Source organism: Chryseobacterium sp. SNU WT5, assembly GCF_007362475.1.
In the GTDB taxonomy this organism is placed as follows: domain Bacteria; phylum Bacteroidota; class Bacteroidia; order Flavobacteriales; family Weeksellaceae; genus Kaistella.
In genome coordinates this window covers 831,276-850,037 of the sequence record NZ_CP041687.1, presented here as the reverse complement: position 1 = coordinate 850,037, position 18,762 = coordinate 831,276, and the positions used below count along the sequence as shown (strand labels likewise).

The following is an 18,762-nucleotide window of genomic DNA, read 5'->3' as shown; positions in this document are numbered from 1 at the left end:
TAGGAGCTCTAGTCTATAGATTTTTGTTTTAATCATTTTTGTTTTTATTTTCAAACTCTATTTTATATAACTCTTGTAAAGATTTTTTAGGAATATCTACAATAAAGACATCCATCAGAATAGTTATAAAATTGAATAAAGTACAAATTAATAGAAAAATGAAATTTTTATTTTTCTATTCTAAATTCTCCTGTAACTTCGTAGGAAACTAAAAATTTACCAACTTTGTATTGAACTACTTTAAGTGCAGGTTGATAAACTTCTTTTTTATTAACTTTTCTAGTTTTTGCAAACAATTTTTTCTCAAATTTATGCTCTTTCCCTATGTATTTTTCCGTAAAACTAATCGTGTCATTTTTAATAGTCCCATTCACATAATAATAAGTTTCTCTAAACGGGCTTTTCTGCCTTTTTCTAGTTTTTATAATATTATTTTCTATTTTGAAATCTCCAAAATCTTCAACTTGAATAGGTTCTAAAATTTTTACTACTCCATTTTCTGGAAAACTTAATGTTTTACCATCCATCTTTAAGTCAAAAGTGCTTATACAAAAAGTACCTTTATCAGAATATATTGAAAATTCGACAGAAGTTGGAGTTATATGACGCATATAAACTTTATTGATTTTTAAATATGGATTGCGTACAAGTTTTTGTTTTAATTCATCATCTAAAAATTTTGAAAAATGAGCAGAGTAAATACTGTCATTTAGTTCTTTAAAGGGAATATTTTTTAATCTTAAATATGCTTCAAATTGCTTATCAATTTTTCCATTAAAATTGTTATTAATTGTAGTTTTTTGGCTACTGCAATTTATAATGATAAGAATAAAAAAAAGTACTGAAATTAGGCTATTTATTTTAATTTTCATTGGATTTTTTCTTATAAAATTCTTTCTTGTAAAATTCTTGCAAATCTTTTTTTGGAATGTCTGCTTCCATATAATTTTGTAACCTTCCAAAATTTGGTTCGTTACTTTTTCCATCATATAATACAAATAAATGATGAAAAGTAGAAAATGGCTTCAATCTTAAACTGATTTTATAATTTACCAAATCTCTCTCGTATTTTTCAAATTTATCTTTATATTTTTCTTTTGCTAATTTATATTTTTCATCATTAGAATATTTACTTCTTATCGGCTCTTTTGGCATTTTAGGTATTTCAGAAAATCTATAGCATTATGCATCTTATTTGAAGGCCAAAATGTTCCATATCCAAATTTTGTGGTTTTATTAAAATTTCCATTCGCATCTGTAAAAGAAAAACTTTCCTGCCCACGGTTTAGCAAAACATCAAACAATCGCTGCGTATCATAATTTTGTCCATCTATGGATTTATCAAGGTTGTATGGATTTTTGTTATTTGATTTTCCATAATACAAATCAAAAGCGTACGCCATATTTATTTTGTCGGTTAGTTTTGCCTGCATATTAACTCCTGCTGACCAATATTGGTCAGAATCCATCCCCAAAAATAATGGAACTTTAAAAATATCATTATAAGATGAAATCATAAAATTTCCCACTTTGATTGATGCGCCTCCCAAAATCTGGTGACGATTAGGATTATCGTGAGAATTGTAATCATCTTTTTTCCTAGCCACTGTTTTATTCCCAAGATCATCATATTCGTATTCAAATTCACTGGACACTCGCCCAGAACTTAAAACTCCAGTTGAACCTACAGAAAAAGCATATTCATAAGGTACATTTACGCCAGTTCCAGAAAAATCATTAAATAAATTCATTGGCATTGCATTTCCTGTTTTGTACCCTAAAGTTGCAGAAGGTGTACCACTTAATGTAACCAAATTACTACTTAAAGGTGAAGTTCCTGGAGAACCATTACCATAATAGGTTAAAGCACCGTTGAAACTAGCCATAACTTCAAAATCGCCTGTTTTTGCAATTTTTTGAGAAATTCCTGCATATAAACTTGCAGTAAAACCACCACCAAGACTAAAACTAAATTTCATACCAACATTAAAAGGTGGATCTCCTGGTCCTCCGCTCAAATTAGCGGTTTCTGATGTTTCTTCCTCGTAAAAATTTTGATTATAATCTCCTGCATTTGGATCGCCTTTTTGCTTGCGGTTCTCTTCAAAATAATGTTGTGGAGGCTGGAATTTTTTTTCTTCTTCTATCTTTGGAAAGCTAATATCTAAGTCTCCATTAAATGTTGGAGATTCTAATTTTCCAATCGTAACTGTTGATTCTCCCAAAGCATCAAACTGAAATAAATCATAATCATAAACTTCCAAATTATTTTGAATATTGATGCTTTCTTTCACAATTGAATCTATGTACTTTCCATAAGATTCTGCAAGCCAAGAAATTAATTTTATCTTTTTATCATTATCCTTTTCGATACCTCTCAAATTTTCTTCCCAGACAAGTATGCTTTGACTTTTTTCATCAAATTTCGCTTTACTGGAATGTAGTGTTTTGGTAACAGTAATTTGAGGATTCAAGATTTTACCCTCAGCAATATCCTTGTAAATTTGAAAAATTATCCCAGCATTATCGCCATTCGATTTTGAAACAATTTCTACAGCAACATTTTTTAAATGGTCGTGAATATAGGTGCTTTCTAAGTTATAATTATTTTCTAAAATGGTAGTTTCGGAGGGAATAAATTTCTCCGGTTCACCATAGCTCCACCACTTTCTTTCCCAACCTGAATAACCTTAGAACCGCTGTTTTCTATATTTTCTTTAGAGTAAACTTTATAATTTCCTCCTATAATTTTGGTAATATTTCCCTTTACAATTCTTGATCTGCTCATTCTTTGGAGTTTTAGAAATTATTTCCCTTTTCTGCGCTGTTATTTTTTACAGTTTTTTCTGAATGTTGTTCGTTCGTTCCGGAGCTTTGTGTCACAATTTTGCCTTCACTCACCTCATTCCGTTCCATTTTCGTCTCACTATGCACATCACCCTCAATCATTTCTGTTAATTTTCCAGTGATGAACATACTTGCATCACCAACTACGGAAGTCATTTTCATTGCACCTACGCTTTGAGTGTCATTCATTGCAACCGTTTCAGAATTGTTCATTCCGATGGTGTTGCTTTTATTTGCTCCTACACTTGTGGTCATATTCTGCCCAACATTAATATTCATATTTTTTCCTGCGGTGAAAGTAATGTCATTTGGAGCAGTAACTTCAATATTCCCATTCCCATCCATAAAATACGTATTCCCACTAGGATCCAGAATCGTCACACTCTTCTCATTATCATTCATCAAAACCTTAATCCCGCTTTTTGTTTGAATAGAGCGCATGTGATTTTGTGCGCCTCCTCCCAAACCGGTTCCCCCATGAAACATTCCACCCATCACAAATGGTCTGTCCGGATGATTATGAACAAAACCCACCATCACCTGGTCACCGACTTCGGGAATTGCAACGTAACCTCTGTTTTGGGAAACCTGATCCGTTCCACCTGCATCGGGAGACATCATGCGGATGAACTATGATAATCAATTTTGAAAAAAATTTTTGTTTTAAATAAAAATTATTTTTTTTCGATAAAAAAGTAGCAAATAGATTTGAATTAAAAATAAGATTTTATTTTGGAAAAATGGTTTCGTAATTTGCATAAGTCCCAATTCCGTTTTTCCCAGATTTTTTTCCAAGATATTTTTTTACTAAAAGTTCTTTTCCTGAACTGCCATCTAAACATATAAAGAATATTCCTTCAGTATTTTTATATTTACCTTCTATATTTAGTATTATCCATATAAGTTTATTTTTTAAATTAAGTTCTGGAATTAGAAATTTAAATTCGTCGGAATATCCTCTTATTATTTTAGGTTGAGGGATTTCAGATTTTGAAATTTCTTTGTAGTGATTTTTATCTAAATCAAAACTATTACTACGCATATAACGAAATAAATTATCACTTTTAAATTTAAAAAGATTTTCAAAATTGATTTCTTTAGAAATATTTCCATCAACATCAAATTCTATTTTTGAAATGATATAACCAAATACAGATGTTTTCAGTTCTACTTTTGGAATACCTTTATTGTCGTATTCGGTAAATTCGGTAAATTCATTATTTTCAACAATTTTATTAAATCCTATTTCCTCATCGCCATCAATGTATGTTTTTACACCATTTTTCGTTTCTGAAAGTTCATAATGCTTCACACCTTTATTATGGTCTTCTGCTGTCGTGCTTAATGCTCCATTGTAAGATACATATGAAAGTGTCCCATGTTTTTCTAAATATTGAATATCTAACATATTTTTTTTATTATTATTTTGTCCATTGCAAGAAAATATAAATACACTTGCAATTAAATAGGTTAATTTTTTCACCATTATAATTTATTTTAAAAATTTATGCAAAATTTTCCACTGCCATGCAAATGTTGATATAACTGGAAATTTTCTATTTTCTATATCAGAATAATCCATTATGTTATCTGTTTCATAATTTAGAAAAGTGTATTTACTATTATTATCAAAAGTGTGGTATAAATTCATGGCATGCAAAGCTTCATGCGCTAATGTACTGTCATTAAATCCGTTTGTAAGAACTATAACAGATTTTTCAGGAACTCCCAGATCAAAAGCTTGACCATATTGTAAGCTCCCCCGAAAACAGTACGATTCAAAAGTATAAAATTATTAACTTTAAATCGTAATTATTATCATGAAAAAGAGTGTTTTTAGTCCTGCCAAGATTGCAGGTATTTTAAAGGAGTATAGTTCCCCCGGAAAATCGGACAGTAAGTTTAGTTGAAAAAAAACAATTAAATTTACAATATGTCACAGCGAAGAAAATTCAATTCAGGATTCAAATTTAAAGTAGTAGTTGAAGCATTAAGCGAACGCTACACGATGCAGGAACTTGCCCGAAGGCATGACCTTCACCCCAATCAGATTTCTTCATGGAAGAAAGAATTCCTGCAGAAAGGTGCCGATGTTTTTGGCAAGGAAACTCCTGCGGAAGAGAAAAAAGAGGATGTCGACAAGCTTTATAAGGTTATCGGTCAGCAGAAAATGGAAATCGATTTTTTAAAAAAAGCCTTGTCATGAAACAGTCCCGCAGAGCCCGTAAAGCTCATGTTGACAAGGCAAATGCACTCAGCGTTAAAAAGCAGTGTGAAGTATTGCAGATTTCCCGCAGCTCCCATTATTACAGGAAAGTTCCGCAGAGCAGTCTGAATCTGGAACTGATGCGCCTGATTGATGAGGAATTTCTGAACCGTCCATGGAAAGGCGTTCCCAGAATGACCAACTGGCTACAGCAGGATATGGGGTATACTATTAACAAAAAGCGAGTGGAAAGGCTTTACCGGCTAATGGGTTTGAGTGCTTCTGCACCGGGACCCGCCACCTCCAAAAAAGGAAAAGGCAAGAAACACAAGATCTTCCCGTATCTTTTGAGAAATTTAAAAATTACAGCTCCCAATCAGGTTTGGGCAATGGATATTACTTACATACCTGTGCAGGGCGGCTATCTTTATCTTTGTGCGGTAATAGATCTGTACAGCAGGTTTGTGGTAGGTTGGAGCCTGAGCAACACGATGACTTCCGAATGGTGCCGCGATACCGTAGAGACGGCCATTGAAAAATACGGAAGACCGGAAATCTTCAATACCGATCAGGGCAGTCAGTTTACGGCAGATCTCTTCACCGAATTTATCACCAAGCAGGGAATAGCCTTAAGCATGGATGGCAAAGGACGCGCTCTGGATAATATTTTCATTGAAAGGTTCTGGCGAAGTGTGAAATATGAGAATGTATATCTCTATGCTTATCAGGATGGCAGAGCGTGTTTTGAGGGTCTTAAAAAATACATATCATACTACAATAAAGAGAGAAGGCATCAAAGTCTTGGATATGAAGTACCCGCAGCAATTTATAACCTTTCAAAAAAGATAGCAGCTTAATGAATATTCACACAGTTTTTCACATTCCCACACTACACGGAAAAATCTTTGAAGGGATTTTCCCTATGTGGAAATTTGCAAAACTGTTACCCTCAAAACAAACAAAATCAAACTTAACTTTTACAATTTACTGTCCAAACTTTGGGGGGAACTATAGGAGTTTAGTGGAGGTCGTAGTGCCGAAGAATTAGCCAGAGAAAATGGCATCAGTATCGCCACTTTGTATAAATGGCGTCAAAGGTACAACGGCATGGAAGCCAGTGAGCTTAAACGTGTTAAAGAACTGGAGGAGGAAAACGCCCGGCTTAAGCGTATGTACGCCAATCTGGCGATGGAACTCGATGTTGCTAAATATATTATCGAAAAAAAGCTCTAAAGCCTTGTCGGAAACGTCAGATCGTAAGAGAGATTAAAGAACTTCATCCGAAGGATTCTGGCAGGGCTTTACGCGTACTACATTTAAGCAGGAGCAGTTTTCACTACCGCTCGATCAAAGATGATTCTACGGTAATGATGGAACTGGAACAACTCACGCAAAATTACCCGCGTGAAGGTTTTTGGAAGTATTATTACCGCTTACGTAATAGAGGCGAAAAAATTAATCATAAGCGTCTTCACAGGATTTATAAGCAAATGAAACTTCCGTTACGTCGTAAGGCCAAGAAACGTCTTCCTGCACGAGTTAAGGTGCCATTGGAAGTACCCAAAACCTTTACTCATACATGGAGCATAGACTTTATGAGTGATGTATTATCAAATGGAAGGAAGTTCCGCAGTTTTAATGTGATTGATGATTATAACAGGGAAATCCTGCATATTGAGGTAGATTACAGTTTGAAAAGTTCACGGGTGATTTGGATTTTAAATCATTTGGTGAACAGATATGGCAAACCCAAAAAGATACGTATGGATAACGGTCCTGAGTTCGTTGCCAATATTGCTTCCGTATGGAGCACGCTTAATGACATAACGTTTGCTTACATTCAGCCAGGAAAACCCACGCAGAATGCCTATATTGAACGTTTTAATAAAACTTACAGAGAGCAAATTCTGGACGCATACATCTTTGAAACTTTGGATGACGTAAGGAACATCACGCAAGATTGGGTTAACGATTATAACCACGAAAGACCACATGAATCACTGGGCGGATTATCACCTGTGATGTGGAAAAATGGACAGCAAGCCCACCTTAAGGCCAGCTCTATTCCTGACCACTTTCCCACATCCGACGACAACAGTACCAATGTATTAAAAAAAAATTCTATTTTTGAACCGTACTGAAAATGGGGAGTCTACAACATCACAAACGGCCGGTCGGGATGATTGTGCACAAATCCCACCATGACCTGATCGCCAACTTCTGGGATGGCGACGTATCCTTGCCTAACTTATATAAAATTCCTTATCATAATTATTTTTGAAATTCTCCAACTTCTATATCCGCATCGTTTTTTTTGTCATAATAACTTACATCTAAAACAATATATTTATCTTTATAATAACCTTTAGGAACCGATGTGGTAAATATATTTTGTGTTTTATACTCATACCATGTTTTTCCATAATTGTACGAATAAAAGAATATTACATTTGGTCTTGTTTCTTTGAAATAACTGGCAAAGTTTTTATAACGGTAAAGTCCTTTCTCTGTTTTAGGCGAAGCTTCAAATAGTTTTTTTTCGTTCAAATCATAAATAGTTCCAGAAGTTTTTAACAAATTTTCTTTTCCTAAAGTAATTTCACCAAAAGTATTCATAATCGTAGAATAGGAACCTTTCAGCGTTTTCGAAATCTCGTATAAATTATTTTTTGCATTATATAAAACGACTTTATTATTTTCTCTTAAAAAGGTTATTGTTGCATCAGAATCATTTAGAATAAAATTTTTCTCAACAACATCATTTGGTAATTTATACTTTTCATCTGTCAAAATATTAAGTACATAGGTCTCATTATTGTCAGAATAAATTACATACTCTCCATTAAATTGCTTGTAGCTGATTTTATTATTAGATGAATATTCATCAATTTTCTTAAATTGTAATGTTATATTATCCAAAAGATAAATTACATTTTTACCTAAAGAACTATAACCGTTAATATTGGTTTCAACTAAGGTGTACTTTTCTGTGGGAGTGAGAAATGTAACATTTTCTTCGGTAAAAGTAATTTCTTGATAACTTTTGCCTTTGTCTTTAGAAACAAATAATATTGCACAATCTCCAGGCCTATTATAAAATGCATTTAAGTCTTTACTTCCTGCTAGAAAAATAGTTTTTTCATTCAAAAATTTAAATATTGTCAATTTCAACCCTGTTCCAGGTGGAAAATTTCCATTGTTTATATTTTTTTTATAAAGATCGTAAAAACTGTATTTTTCTATCCATTTCATATTTGCTGGTTTTGTAGTTTGGGAACAGCTGTAGTTCGAGATTATTAACAAAAAACAGCTAATTATTTTTATAATCTTATTTAAATCCGTCATCTCCTAGTATATATTTTTTGAAGAAACGGTTTAAAGTTGCTTCGGTAATTTCACGGTAATTCAGATTTCTTGCCATAATTAAAGCTTGTGCCCAAGTAGCAGACCCCAGCCATTCTTTCATATCAGGAGTTGACATTATTTTCAATAGGTCATCTGCTGATAAATATGACATCTTTACAGGGTCATAAGCGTCTGGATGTGTCGCGAAAGCAAAATCTTGAAATTTATCATTATCTATTTCGATATTCGTATAATATTTTGTTTGCATTTCCTGATCAAATTCATAACTCATGGAGCTCCAATTAAATTTTTTGAAGTTATCATTAAAATTATTTTCCAATGAGTCTAGAATGACAACGTCATAATTCGCTATATATGTTTTATTAATAACTCCTTGTTCCATATATTTTTGTAATTTAAATCTAGCTTCAGTAAGCCATACTTGCCCTCTTTGTGTTAATGTTGGCATCAATACTCTGGAAAACCGTGTGCAATATTTAAAACCATAACTGGTAGAAGGTGATGGTTTGTATTTATAACCCTGTTTTTCTACTTCTTCCACAGAAACGCTTATTTGTTTCATTTCATTTGTAAGACTTGGTGTCCACCATTCTGTTATGTTATCTATTACACTCCAATAACTTAATTCCCGCATTTCTCCAAAATAATACACAGGAGGCATATGTCCGCAATGTTTATGTCTTCGCATAAAATCATCATATCTAAAACGATAAAAATCACAGCTGCCATATTGCTTATTGTTAAAACTTTGAACAACATTTTTGTCACATATTTCTACTTTGAGATATAACTCTGAAGATAATGGTAGTTTTACATTTATATCTTCTTTATAGCTGCACTCAAAATAAAGTTCTATTTCGTCTCCAAAATCGTCTTCAATAAAACTTGCTAATCCATCACTTAAAGTAAGATGATACACTATTGCATTATTTGTCACTCGTTTTTCTGTTACTAATGCTCCCAAACTGCCATCTTGAGTAACTTTTCTTACACCAATAGGATCATCTTCTCCTCCCAATCCCCCATCCTTATCATATAGTTGCATCCCCACATCTGCATTTGGCTCAGTAATGTTTTTAGTTTTTACCTGAAAATAAACTACTTGTCCAATTCCCGCTTCTGTTATCCTACTATTACCTTGCGAATCAGAACTCCACCATCCTTCTTTGAAATAATGGGTTTCTTCACTCTTATCACTTTCAGGATTTCCGAAAACAGTTCCATCCGTTGCAGTAAAATGACTAAATTGTCCTGCATAAGCATCAAATGTATCGGTAAAAACTGTCCATCCTTTCTCTATATTTGTAATATTTTCTCCCTCTGTAATTCGTATGATTGACATAATTAATGCATTTTTGAATTTTCACCACTATTATTATTGAACTGTTTTTGAGAATGAATATCATTATTTTCTTGTGATACAATTTCTCGTCGTTTCGAATTTTCTTTCACTTCTTTGGCTTTGCTTTCTCGATTTCCTTTTACAAATTCCATCAAACTTCCTACAACATTAGTCATAAAATTTGCCCCAACAGAAAGATTCTTCATCATTCCCACACTTTCGGTTTGATTCATACCTACAGTATTAGTTTGATTTTGACCAACTGTTGTACTTTGGTTATTTCCTACGAAAGCCGTCATATTCTCTCCCACATTGATATTCATATTCTTGCAGTTCAGCGTCATCGTCTCCGGCGCCGTAATATTAATATTGCTTCCTGTGGTGTCCATGTGGATTTTATTGCCAGACTTGTCGGTGATAATAATACTTTCATCTTCGGTAAAAACGATCTTATGCCCACTGCGGGTCATGATCGACTTTACACGGTTATCTGCAAATCCACCCAGGGCGGTTCCGCCATGAAACATTCCTCCCATCACAAACGGTCGGTCGGGATGATTGTGTACAAAACCAACCATGACCTGATCGCCGACTTCCGGGATGGCCACGTAACCGCGGTTTTGGGAAACCTGATCCGTTCCGCCGGCGTCGGGAGACATCATTCTGATAAAATTAGTCGTATCGTGCATTTGCCAGTCGAAACGAACGGTGACGCGGCCTTGCCCTGAAGGATCCATATTGGAGATCACTGTGGCGATTTGAGGTTCAGCTTTGGGTAAAACAAAATCCGGTTTCGGCATGTAACCCGTGTCCGAAGCAATGGCTTCAAAAGTTCCGGTGTAATGACCTAGCGTATCGATTTCGTGCGTGACTTCCGTCATCATGACGCGGGTGAAGTAACTCGTTTGGTTAGAATCTGTTTTTCGCATTTTCAGATCTGCGACACAGCCTGGATACAAAAAAGGAACCGTGGTGCCACCCGAGACGGTGAAAACTTCTACGGCTTTACTCCCGGCTTCACTTGTCTGAGAGTTCACGATATCCATATCGGTGGTCGCTCTAATTGGCGCTACTTGCAGTGATTTTGTTTTGAAGATTCCTTCGTTATTAGTGTACGACGTTTTCGCCAGATCACTTTTATGTTTAATGGGTGTTTCTCCAGAGGTCAGCTTTGCATGAGAGCTGCTGTTGTAACCATAAAAAGTGGGTTTAATGTGAACTGCTTTTAATTCGACATTGATATCAGAAACATTGCTGCCGAAAGTCAATTCAATTGCTTTGTTCTGAGGTGGCATATTTCCAAAGTGCAGGACCTCACCATCGTAGAAAAACTGTTCGCCGTAAGCTTCTGCCATTCTCGCGAGATAATTATAATGCGTTTCTTCATATTGTGCACTATATAATATCTGAGAAGAAGCTTTGGCATCCACTCTTACATCATAAGCACTGCTGATTCCCTGTTTAATGACACGATCTGCAATGATTCCCATATTCACCGGACCATCACCGCCAAAACTCTGGGTGTGTGGCGCAGCATCCAATAAAATAGTCGGACTGAATCCTTTCAAAACAATATTTCCTAAACTGTGACCGTCCTGACTGAAACTCACTCCCGTAATGACGCCCACAAAAACACGCTCCGGACTGTCGTCGATATCTTTGTGCATGATCTTTACCGTCAATCGGTTGCCTAGAAAGCGGTTGGCTTCTTCCAGCTGATGAGTTTGTCTTTCTCCTAAAGCATCATGGGCAAGGGTCAATTCAAAACTGTGGTGCCGTCGTGCACTTTGAGTGAGTTTAAAATGTTTGTAATGCTTGATGATCTTTCCATTGATGACGACAGAAAGTTTCACCAAACGGTTGATACCAGCCTGATGGTTATTTTTAATACTATCTGCGTTATTTTGAGGCGTAAACTTCTGGGGTTTGAAAAATACTGCTTCTGAATTTCCGTTCTTTTCCATATCGTGTGTTTTGAAAAATTAAAATTATACCTTGTAAACCTTAGTGTTCAAGGTGATTTCAAAATAGGTGATCGTTGGCTTCGTTTAAAAGGGACCAAGTACAAAAACAAATTTAGTTTAAATACTTCAATCTAAGTTGTAGTAGATCTACTACAAAATTTCGGGATTTTTCGTGATTTTAGCTGTAAAATGAAAATTTTGCTTGGGAATTTTAAAAATCAAAAAATCCGCGTGCGCCTATTACCAAAGAGTTTAACGCCAAATAAAAGAGCGAAATCAGCTCTTTTCGGGCTTGTAGTAAAACTACTACAAATTCCAAAATAAATAAAAATCGCTTGTGATTGAACTGAAAGACTTGTAGGTTTGAATTATTAAAATCAATCACAAATTAATAGTTAACCTTAAAATTTAGAAATCATGGCAGCAAACAATTCAAGAGCAGTCTTAAAATTCAATAACGGAGAAGACTCCAAAGTACTAAAACTAAACTACAGTGTAGCGAGATCTACAGATGTTTCGGGTAGAGTAGCATCTGATCCAAGCAATGCAATTATTAAAGTAACGATCGAAGCGACAGACAAATCTGACATCATCGAATCATTATTGAATGGAAAATACAAACCAACGGTAGGTGAAGTAACCTTCAATAAATCTCATGAAGAAGGAACTTTGATCAAGTTGAACTGGGAGAACGGATATGTAATTCAGCACGAAGTAGAATTCGACGCAATGGACAGCAACAGTATGTTGGTTTCTTTCGTTATCAGTGCCGAGAAGATCACTTACGGTGGTGGCGAATATGAAGGTATTTGGCCAGGAAAATAAGAAACCGAATCAATTATTTATAAAAGGTACCCTGAATCTGAAATATTCAGGGTATTTTTAACTCAACTAAATTGAGACTTGAGGACTTATGGATACTGACAAAAAATATGTAAAAGCAAAGATAGAAGGGGTTTTTAATATTGAGGAATTTTCAAAAGAATATGAAATGACTCCAAAAGAAGTGGTTGATTTCCATAATTCACACTGTAACCTTCAAGAATTATTGACGCTCACTTTACCCAAATATGTAAAATATGTTTATGTACCACAAAAGAATTATAAGGATAGAAATCGTCAGCTCTTAAAAAGTACAATTCTTGATCTACCTACTAATAATTCTGAGAAAACTTACGGAGTTATTATTAAATTTCTTCCCAAGGAATTGCAAATGCACTATGAGATTAAGATTAAGAGAACCTCTCTTTCACTGCAATTGTCCAAGGGACAAACCAATGTCAACAATCAGACGATTGATCAAACCATTGAGCAATTATTTGAAAAAGCAGAGCAGGTTTTATATCCTTTAGAAATTGCTAGAGATGGTAATGGAAGTTTGCTAAATATTTTGAATACTGGAGAAATTGCTAAAAGGTGGAAAAATGAGTGTCGTCCGAAGTTAAAAGAATATTATCAATCAACCACTACAGATGAACTTTTGCAGAAACTCGATCAGGCAATTTTCAATATTCAGGAAAAGCGAGCATTGTTAGAAAGGAATGTTTTTTATAAACTTTTTTTTCTGCCCATTTACCAAAGTTATCCATCCTTTTTAAAAGATGACGTTTTACAAATTTATTTTTCGAGTATTGGACAAGAAGTTACGTACAACATAAACTATCAGTTAGAAAAAGAATTTACCACAACCGATAAGATCGTTTTACAGCTATCTGGACGGGAGGAAGAAAGCTTTTTTAATAAAAACAGGGAAAAGGGAAGAGTCGACTTATCGTACAAATTGCATAAAGACACGCAAGAAATATCCTCGATCACTGGAGCTCTTTCTGTATTTGAAAAAGACCAGAAATTTCAACTTGATTTTCAGCTTTATGAATTAGAAAATTCATAGTACATTTAAATCACACAAAAACACAAAAGATGAGTGAAAAACATTTAGTCTGCCAAGGCGCAATTTGCAGCTGCACCTACGGCGCTACTCCCGATAAATTAAAGGTATTAACCCAAACGAAACGCTACATCAATGATAAAGAAGGGAGCACCAAATTGATGGCTACTAATATGGATATTGGTGCTGCAACTTTCGAAAAAAATACTTTTGGCCCTTGCAAAATGCAACCCCTTCCGGGAGGAGGTTTCAAACCTTGCCAAATTGTAGTAACAGCGTGGACTGGCTTTTACGAAAAAATTACTTTGCAAGACAACAACGGAAAAGCGCTGCTGGAAGACAGCAAAGCAACCTGCCCAATTGGTGGCCCGGATTGTATAAAGATTATTGACCACGGTCAGACTGCAGAAGTTTCTGCGCAAAATGTGGAGAATGCGGATAAAGACGTTTTGGCGGAATTGTTTCCGTTTGTTGATCTGGATGAAGATAAGAAGAAAATATACCACATCATAAATTCCAATCAGTTATGAGTCAGGGATTACATTTAGAATTAGAAACAAAATCACTAATAGATTACAGTTTTGCTCAGGGGGAATTAACCTTAGATAAAGAGAAAAGTTTTACTGTTTTCATAAAAGAAAAAAAGGATCTGGAAAAAAGAATTCTCGATCTGGAAAAAATTTTAACGGCAACACCAAAAAACGCAGCAGCTGTAAAAGAAATGGCTGATTCGAAAATCGAAATAGCAAAATTCGAGACGGTAAATTGGGCATGGAACACCGTTTATGGAATGGATACCAAAGCGGCGAACCACAATGAATTTGTGGAAAAAGGAATTTCAAATCTGGGTAAAAATTTTGTATTTCCAGAGGTTTTGGAAGGTGGTGGATATTGTTATATCGAAGCCTTCTTCGATGGAGAGTCTCCTGTAGGAAATATACCAAACGGAATCGTAGTAAAAGCGACTGGAAAATCCAAAATCATTAAGATAGAATGGACTGATAGGCAGTACAATCCGATTAAAGATACAAAGATAGCCTTTGGTTCTCAACTTTTATTGCATATTTACACACAAGGTCTTTACGGTCAGGAAATTCTTGTTGGCTTGAAAGATGTAAACGGGCTAAACAAAGATCTGAATATAGCCAACAGTGAATTTTTTGAGAGAGAAGTAAAAACATATCCGGTACAGACATTTGAAGACGGGCAAAAAGTTGTTTCCGGTCTTCTGGTGAAAGATGACAATCCTAAAGAAGCAGCAACCACCATACAAAAAGCGGTGATCGAAGTTGGGATCGATCACATTTGGCAATTTGGACAGAGTATGGATCTAAAGGGTTCGTTTGGGGATGAATTGCAGATCGAGACAAGGGTACTTCAAAAAGCGACAGGTAAAGATGTAGAAGTACTAAACAATGAAAGTTTAAAACCAGTTTTAAACGTTTCTAAAAAAAACGGCGTTAAAAAAGACCAAACTCAGGAGGTTACCAATATGCCTGTGGTTGTAGGTGAAATAGATACCGTTGTTAAAGATAATAAAGAAGGTCTAAACTTCACTTTCGGCGTTTTCATAGACGGTACACTCAATAATATGTACAACACGGAAATGAAGCGGAAAATGGATAGCTTGGGATCTCCAAAAAAAACTGCTCCGAAAAATACAACAGGTTTGGGTAATCTTGATGTTGATGATATGAAAGCTATCTACAAAGATAACGGCGATCCCGACTATAGCGAAACTAGCTATGAAAATGATCTTTCTAATCCTGCTATTTTATTTAAAAATTATATTCAAGATCGAAGTGAGGACATTATGCAATTTGCAATATACACAGAAGGAGTAGGTACTCACAGTGCTCCAAAAAATCAAGGCGGACAATTAGAAAAAGAGGATTATAAAAAAGACGACATAATGCAGGCACCTGCATTTGGTGCTGGAGACGCCGGGATTCGTGATAAGGTAAGAAAAAGTATTGTTGACATTTTGAAAGTTATTAAGAAAAACATAAAGAAAGAAAAGGAATTTGTAAATACTATTACTTTTGATGTTTTCGGTTTCAGCCGTGGCGCAGCGGCCGCGCGGCACTTTGTACATGTAGTAAAACACGGACCCTATGTGGCCAAAATGGGTCTTGTCCATCTCGTAGAAGATTTGCAAAAAAACCCTTTGCCATTGTCCTACTTAGGAAAATTAATGCCCGATTTCGGTGTTTTAGGACAGCTTTTGCAGGAGATCGATCTTTTGGATTCGCGGACGAAAGTTAATGTGCGATTCGTTGGGATTTATGATACCGTCCCTCATCACGGACTTGTTCAGGGAAATGATGCTAAACATTTGGGGCTTCATGATGTAAATAAAGCAAACTATGTAGTGCATATGGTCGCAGAAGATGAGTACCGAGCTAATTTTGACTTAGTTAAAATTTCCTCAGTTGCGAGAACTTCTACTGATAGTGGTAAAAAAGGGGGTATGGAACTTACCTTTCCGGGGGTGCATTGTGATGTAGGTGGAGCCTATTCGGAAGGTGGTCGAAATTTGTGTTATAGGTTGCTCCTTTCTCACGACAAAGATGATTTGGAAAAAGAGAAGAAATATTTTATACAGCAGGGATGGTTCAAAGAACCGGAGTTAAATATCAAGACGACCATAAGTGAGTATTATGGTAAATATCGCTTAGAGGGCGATAAGCTAAATGTAAGCAATCAGTATAGTTTTATACCACTGCATATTATGTCCGGTTTTTGTCAAAAAAAGGAAGTACCCATAAATGATGAAACCTTGCTAGAATTTAAAAATTTCAGCATGGACCATAAAAAATTTCTTCAAAAAATAAAAGATAAGCTCTGGGCTTATAGTTTTGAAGGAGGCGAACCTATCAGATATGTTGACAATGGAAAAGAGAATGAAAATTTGAAAAACCTCCGCTATCACTATTTGCACTGGAATGCTACTTATGGCTCACCCAGAGAGGCCGTAGGAACGTGGCTATCCGGAAAAAATCATCCAAATATACAAGATGGAAAAAGAAAACGAAATGTACACTAAATTAAAAATAATTTTTGCTTGGTTCTTGTTTATATCAGTTCAGGCATGTAATAAACAAAATGACATGAATAGTCAGGCACAAACAAAGTTCGGTTATAGCGTCACCGTAAGCGCACCAAAAGAATATCCGGTTGAAGTACATGAAGGATGGCTGATGGATGAGCACAAAAAATTTATTTGCGCAATGCCGAAAGCAGGAGTAGCTAATACTGGATGGTTATATGATGGCAAACAAGCCGGACAGGGTGGCAGCAAAATCCCTTATCATTTGAACCTGACGTATGTAGCCTATGCCGAAAAAAAGTTTTACACGGTAGATGCTGATCTTCCTACAGATAAAATTTTGGCGGAATTTAACAAAGGGTTTGACGTAGAAGGAGATCAGAAAGTAGAAGGGAAATATCCACTGGTACATGATACCTATGATACGTTCACGGTTGGCGCAGCGCCCGGTGGTGTGGTTGTAATTTGGCTCTCCGGAAATCATAATCGGGTAGAAATATGCAGACTGCAGGCTAAAGAGGTTTTTGTGGACAGAAATGATTTTTATGATAATGCGAATGAGCGCACCCAAGAAGGCTTTTTTGATAAAATGTTTGAGATTCAGCTTCCTGAAGCAGCACAAGAAGAGATTAGGGAGAAAGGAATTCCTTTTGGTTTATGGGACAACTATCGGGAAAGGTTTAAATACCGTTTTGTACTGCAACCCTATGATGAAAAAGATGTTATCCTTACCAATGACATTAGGTACTATAATGGAGAACAGCGGTTTTATTTACGACCAAATGAGCTTGCAAAAGGTGAATACGAATTAGCATCAATACCATACAGTATAGAACCCATGTTCACAAAATATCACACAGATGTTCTTTTTGATGACCAGGAAATGCTCTCCGTATTTAAAGAATTACAAAGTAAGCATCCCAATAAACCTATGGATATCATTATAATTCCTACTTTTATGTACACTGATTTTAAACTCTCTGTAAAATGCGAAGACGAAATAATACCACTAACCAAATACAAAGTAAAAGGAGTCTGGGGTGGGTAGAAAAATAATGAATGAAGAAAATTATAATCTTATCTCTATTAGTATTACTTTTTGGAGCATGTAAGGAAAAAACAAAATTCAGTTACAGCGTTACAGTTAGCGCTCCAAAAGACTACCCAGTAGAAGTACATGAAGGATGGTTAATGGATGATCACAAAAAATTCATTTGCGCGATGCCGAAAGCAGGAGTAGCTAATACTGGATGGTTATATGATGGCAAACAAGCCGGACAGGGTGGCAGCAAAATCCCTTATCATTTGAACCTGACGTATGTAGCCTATGCCGAAAAAAAGTTTTACACGGTAGATGCTGATCTGCCAGTGGATAAGATTTTGGAGGAATTTAACAAAGGTTTTGATGTACAGGGAAGGAAAAAGGTTGATGGGGAAAACCCGCTGGTACATGATACTAATAATACTTTCACTATTGGTGCCGCTCCTGGTGGTGTACTCGTAGTTTGGCTCTCCGGAAATCATAATCGGGTAGAAATATGCAGACTGCAGGCTAAAGAGGTTTTTGTAGATGTAAATGATTTCTATCAAAATGCCGATGAGGAAAATCAGCAGCAATTTTTTGATTATTGGTTCAAAATTGCTGTTCCTGAGAAAGCACAAGAAGAGATCAAGGAAAAAGGTATTCCTTTCGGTTTATGGGACAACTATCGGCAAAGATTTAAATACCGTTTTGTACTCCAACCCTATGATGAAAAGGATGTTATCCTTACCAATGACATTAGATACTATAACGGAGAACAGCGGTTTTATTTGCGACCAAATGAGCTTGCAAAAGGCGAATATCACCTAGCAGCAATACCTTTTAGTACTTATCCGATGTTCACAAAATATAACACAAAAATTATTTTTGATGACCAGGAAATGCTCTCCGTATTTAAAGAATTACAAAGTAAGCATCCCAATAAACCAATGGATATTCTGGTAGTCCCCACTTTTATGTACAAAGATTTTAAACTCTCTGTGAAATGCGAAGACGAGATAATTCCACTAACAAAATATAAAGTAAGAGGCGTTTGGGGTGGGTAGAAAAAATAAATG

The 18,762-nt window shown here is 35.5% G+C and carries 17 protein-coding genes and 2 pseudogenes; 9 read left to right on the top strand and 10 right to left on the bottom strand.

Translation table 11 applies throughout. The features are described from left to right. Window positions 1-167: 167 nt before the first annotated feature. From FNJ88_RS03985 to FNJ88_RS03965, 6 genes are all read right to left on the bottom strand, one after another. Window positions 168-872 (bottom strand): hypothetical protein, encoded by a 705-nt coding sequence (locus tag FNJ88_RS03985; protein ID WP_143851855.1) that lies wholly within the window; start codon window positions 870-872, stop codon window positions 168-170. Beyond that, window positions 862-1,155 carry a hypothetical protein gene (locus tag FNJ88_RS03980; protein WP_143851854.1) on the bottom strand — a complete coding sequence of 98 codons (294 nt, stop codon included), beginning with the start codon at window positions 1,153-1,155 and terminating at the stop codon, window positions 862-864. The genes FNJ88_RS03985 and FNJ88_RS03980 overlap by 11 nt, the downstream gene beginning before the upstream one ends. Further along, a complete protein-coding gene (locus tag FNJ88_RS03975) occupies window positions 1,137-2,474 on the bottom strand; it encodes a hypothetical protein (RefSeq protein WP_143851853.1) in 1,338 nt (445 codons plus the stop codon). The genes FNJ88_RS03980 and FNJ88_RS03975 overlap by 19 nt, the downstream gene beginning before the upstream one ends. 137 nt (window positions 2,475-2,611) lie before the next feature. Further along, a complete protein-coding gene (locus FNJ88_RS14265; RefSeq protein ID WP_185145856.1) occupies window positions 2,612-2,788 on the bottom strand; it encodes a hypothetical protein in 177 nt (58 codons plus the stop codon). An 11-nt stretch (window positions 2,789-2,799) separates the two neighbouring features. Then, on the bottom strand, window positions 2,800-3,468 hold the full coding sequence (locus FNJ88_RS03970; protein WP_143851852.1) for a phage baseplate assembly protein V: 669 nt from the start codon (window positions 3,466-3,468) through the stop codon (window positions 2,800-2,802). Window positions 3,469-3,574: 106 nt separating this feature from the next. Continuing rightward, window positions 3,575-4,333 (bottom strand): hypothetical protein, encoded by a 759-nt coding sequence (locus tag FNJ88_RS03965; protein WP_143851851.1) that lies wholly within the window; start codon window positions 4,331-4,333, stop codon window positions 3,575-3,577. A gap of 447 nt (window positions 4,334-4,780) precedes the next feature. On the opposite strand from FNJ88_RS03965, the gene FNJ88_RS03960 reads away from it, so the two are divergent. From FNJ88_RS03960 to FNJ88_RS03945, 3 genes and pseudogenes are all read left to right on the top strand, one after another. After that, window positions 4,781-5,053, top strand: coding sequence for a transposase (locus tag FNJ88_RS03960; RefSeq protein ID WP_143851850.1), 273 nt, complete (start codon window positions 4,781-4,783; stop codon window positions 5,051-5,053). Beyond that, a complete protein-coding gene (locus FNJ88_RS03955) occupies window positions 5,050-5,910 on the top strand; it encodes an IS3 family transposase (protein WP_143851849.1) in 861 nt (286 codons plus the stop codon). Before FNJ88_RS03960 ends, FNJ88_RS03955 begins: the two co-directional genes overlap by 4 nt. A 157-nt stretch (window positions 5,911-6,067) precedes the next feature. Further along, window positions 6,068-7,080, top strand: a pseudogene (locus tag FNJ88_RS03945) (IS3 family transposase); the annotation flags it as partial. Between the two features lie 131 nt (window positions 7,081-7,211). On the opposite strand, the pseudogene FNJ88_RS14600 reads toward FNJ88_RS03945, so the two are convergent. From FNJ88_RS14600 to FNJ88_RS03930, 4 genes and pseudogenes are all read right to left on the bottom strand, one after another. Next, window positions 7,212-7,295: pseudogene (locus FNJ88_RS14600) on the bottom strand (phage baseplate assembly protein V); the annotation flags it as partial. A gap of 29 nt (window positions 7,296-7,324) precedes the next feature. Continuing rightward, window positions 7,325-8,305 carry a hypothetical protein gene (locus FNJ88_RS03940; RefSeq protein WP_143851846.1) on the bottom strand — a complete coding sequence of 327 codons (981 nt, stop codon included), beginning with the start codon at window positions 8,303-8,305 and terminating at the stop codon, window positions 7,325-7,327. A gap of 76 nt (window positions 8,306-8,381) precedes the next feature. Then, window positions 8,382-9,761 carry a hypothetical protein gene (locus tag FNJ88_RS03935; protein WP_143851845.1) on the bottom strand — a complete coding sequence of 460 codons (1,380 nt, stop codon included), beginning with the start codon at window positions 9,759-9,761 and terminating at the stop codon, window positions 8,382-8,384. 2 nt (window positions 9,762-9,763) lie between these two features. Beyond that, the gene (locus FNJ88_RS03930; RefSeq protein ID WP_143851844.1) at window positions 9,764-11,725 is read right to left on the bottom strand and encodes a type VI secretion system Vgr family protein; all 1,962 of its coding nucleotides are present in this window, start codon (window positions 11,723-11,725) and stop codon (window positions 9,764-9,766) included. A gap of 417 nt (window positions 11,726-12,142) precedes the next feature. Between FNJ88_RS03930 and tssD the strand changes: the two genes are divergently transcribed. The 6 genes from tssD (at window position 12,143) to FNJ88_RS03900 (ending at window position 18,750) form a co-directional block, all read left to right on the top strand. Further along, on the top strand, window positions 12,143-12,550 hold the full coding sequence (tssD, locus tag FNJ88_RS03925) for a type VI secretion system tube protein TssD (protein ID WP_143851843.1): 408 nt from the start codon (window positions 12,143-12,145) through the stop codon (window positions 12,548-12,550). Between the two features lie 88 nt (window positions 12,551-12,638). Further along, entirely contained in the window at window positions 12,639-13,616 is a 978-nt protein-coding gene (locus FNJ88_RS03920) for a hypothetical protein (protein ID WP_143851842.1), read from the top strand. A gap of 29 nt (window positions 13,617-13,645) precedes the next feature. Next, window positions 13,646-14,143: a DUF4280 domain-containing protein gene (locus FNJ88_RS03915; protein WP_143851841.1), complete on the top strand. Its 498-nt coding sequence runs from the start codon at window positions 13,646-13,648 to the stop codon at window positions 14,141-14,143. Then, on the top strand, window positions 14,140-16,659 hold the full coding sequence (locus FNJ88_RS03910) for a phospholipase effector Tle1 domain-containing protein (RefSeq protein ID WP_143851840.1): 2,520 nt from the start codon (window positions 14,140-14,142) through the stop codon (window positions 16,657-16,659). Before FNJ88_RS03915 ends, FNJ88_RS03910 begins: the two co-directional genes overlap by 4 nt. After that, complete coding sequence (locus tag FNJ88_RS03905) at window positions 16,631-17,710, top strand: DUF2931 family protein (RefSeq protein WP_143851839.1); 1,080 nt, start codon at window positions 16,631-16,633, stop codon at window positions 17,708-17,710. The genes FNJ88_RS03910 and FNJ88_RS03905 overlap by 29 nt, the downstream gene beginning before the upstream one ends. Window positions 17,711-17,721: 11 nt before the next feature. Continuing rightward, on the top strand, window positions 17,722-18,750 hold the full coding sequence (locus tag FNJ88_RS03900) for a DUF2931 family protein (protein WP_143851838.1): 1,029 nt from the start codon (window positions 17,722-17,724) through the stop codon (window positions 18,748-18,750). Window positions 18,751-18,762 lie beyond the last annotated feature (12 nt).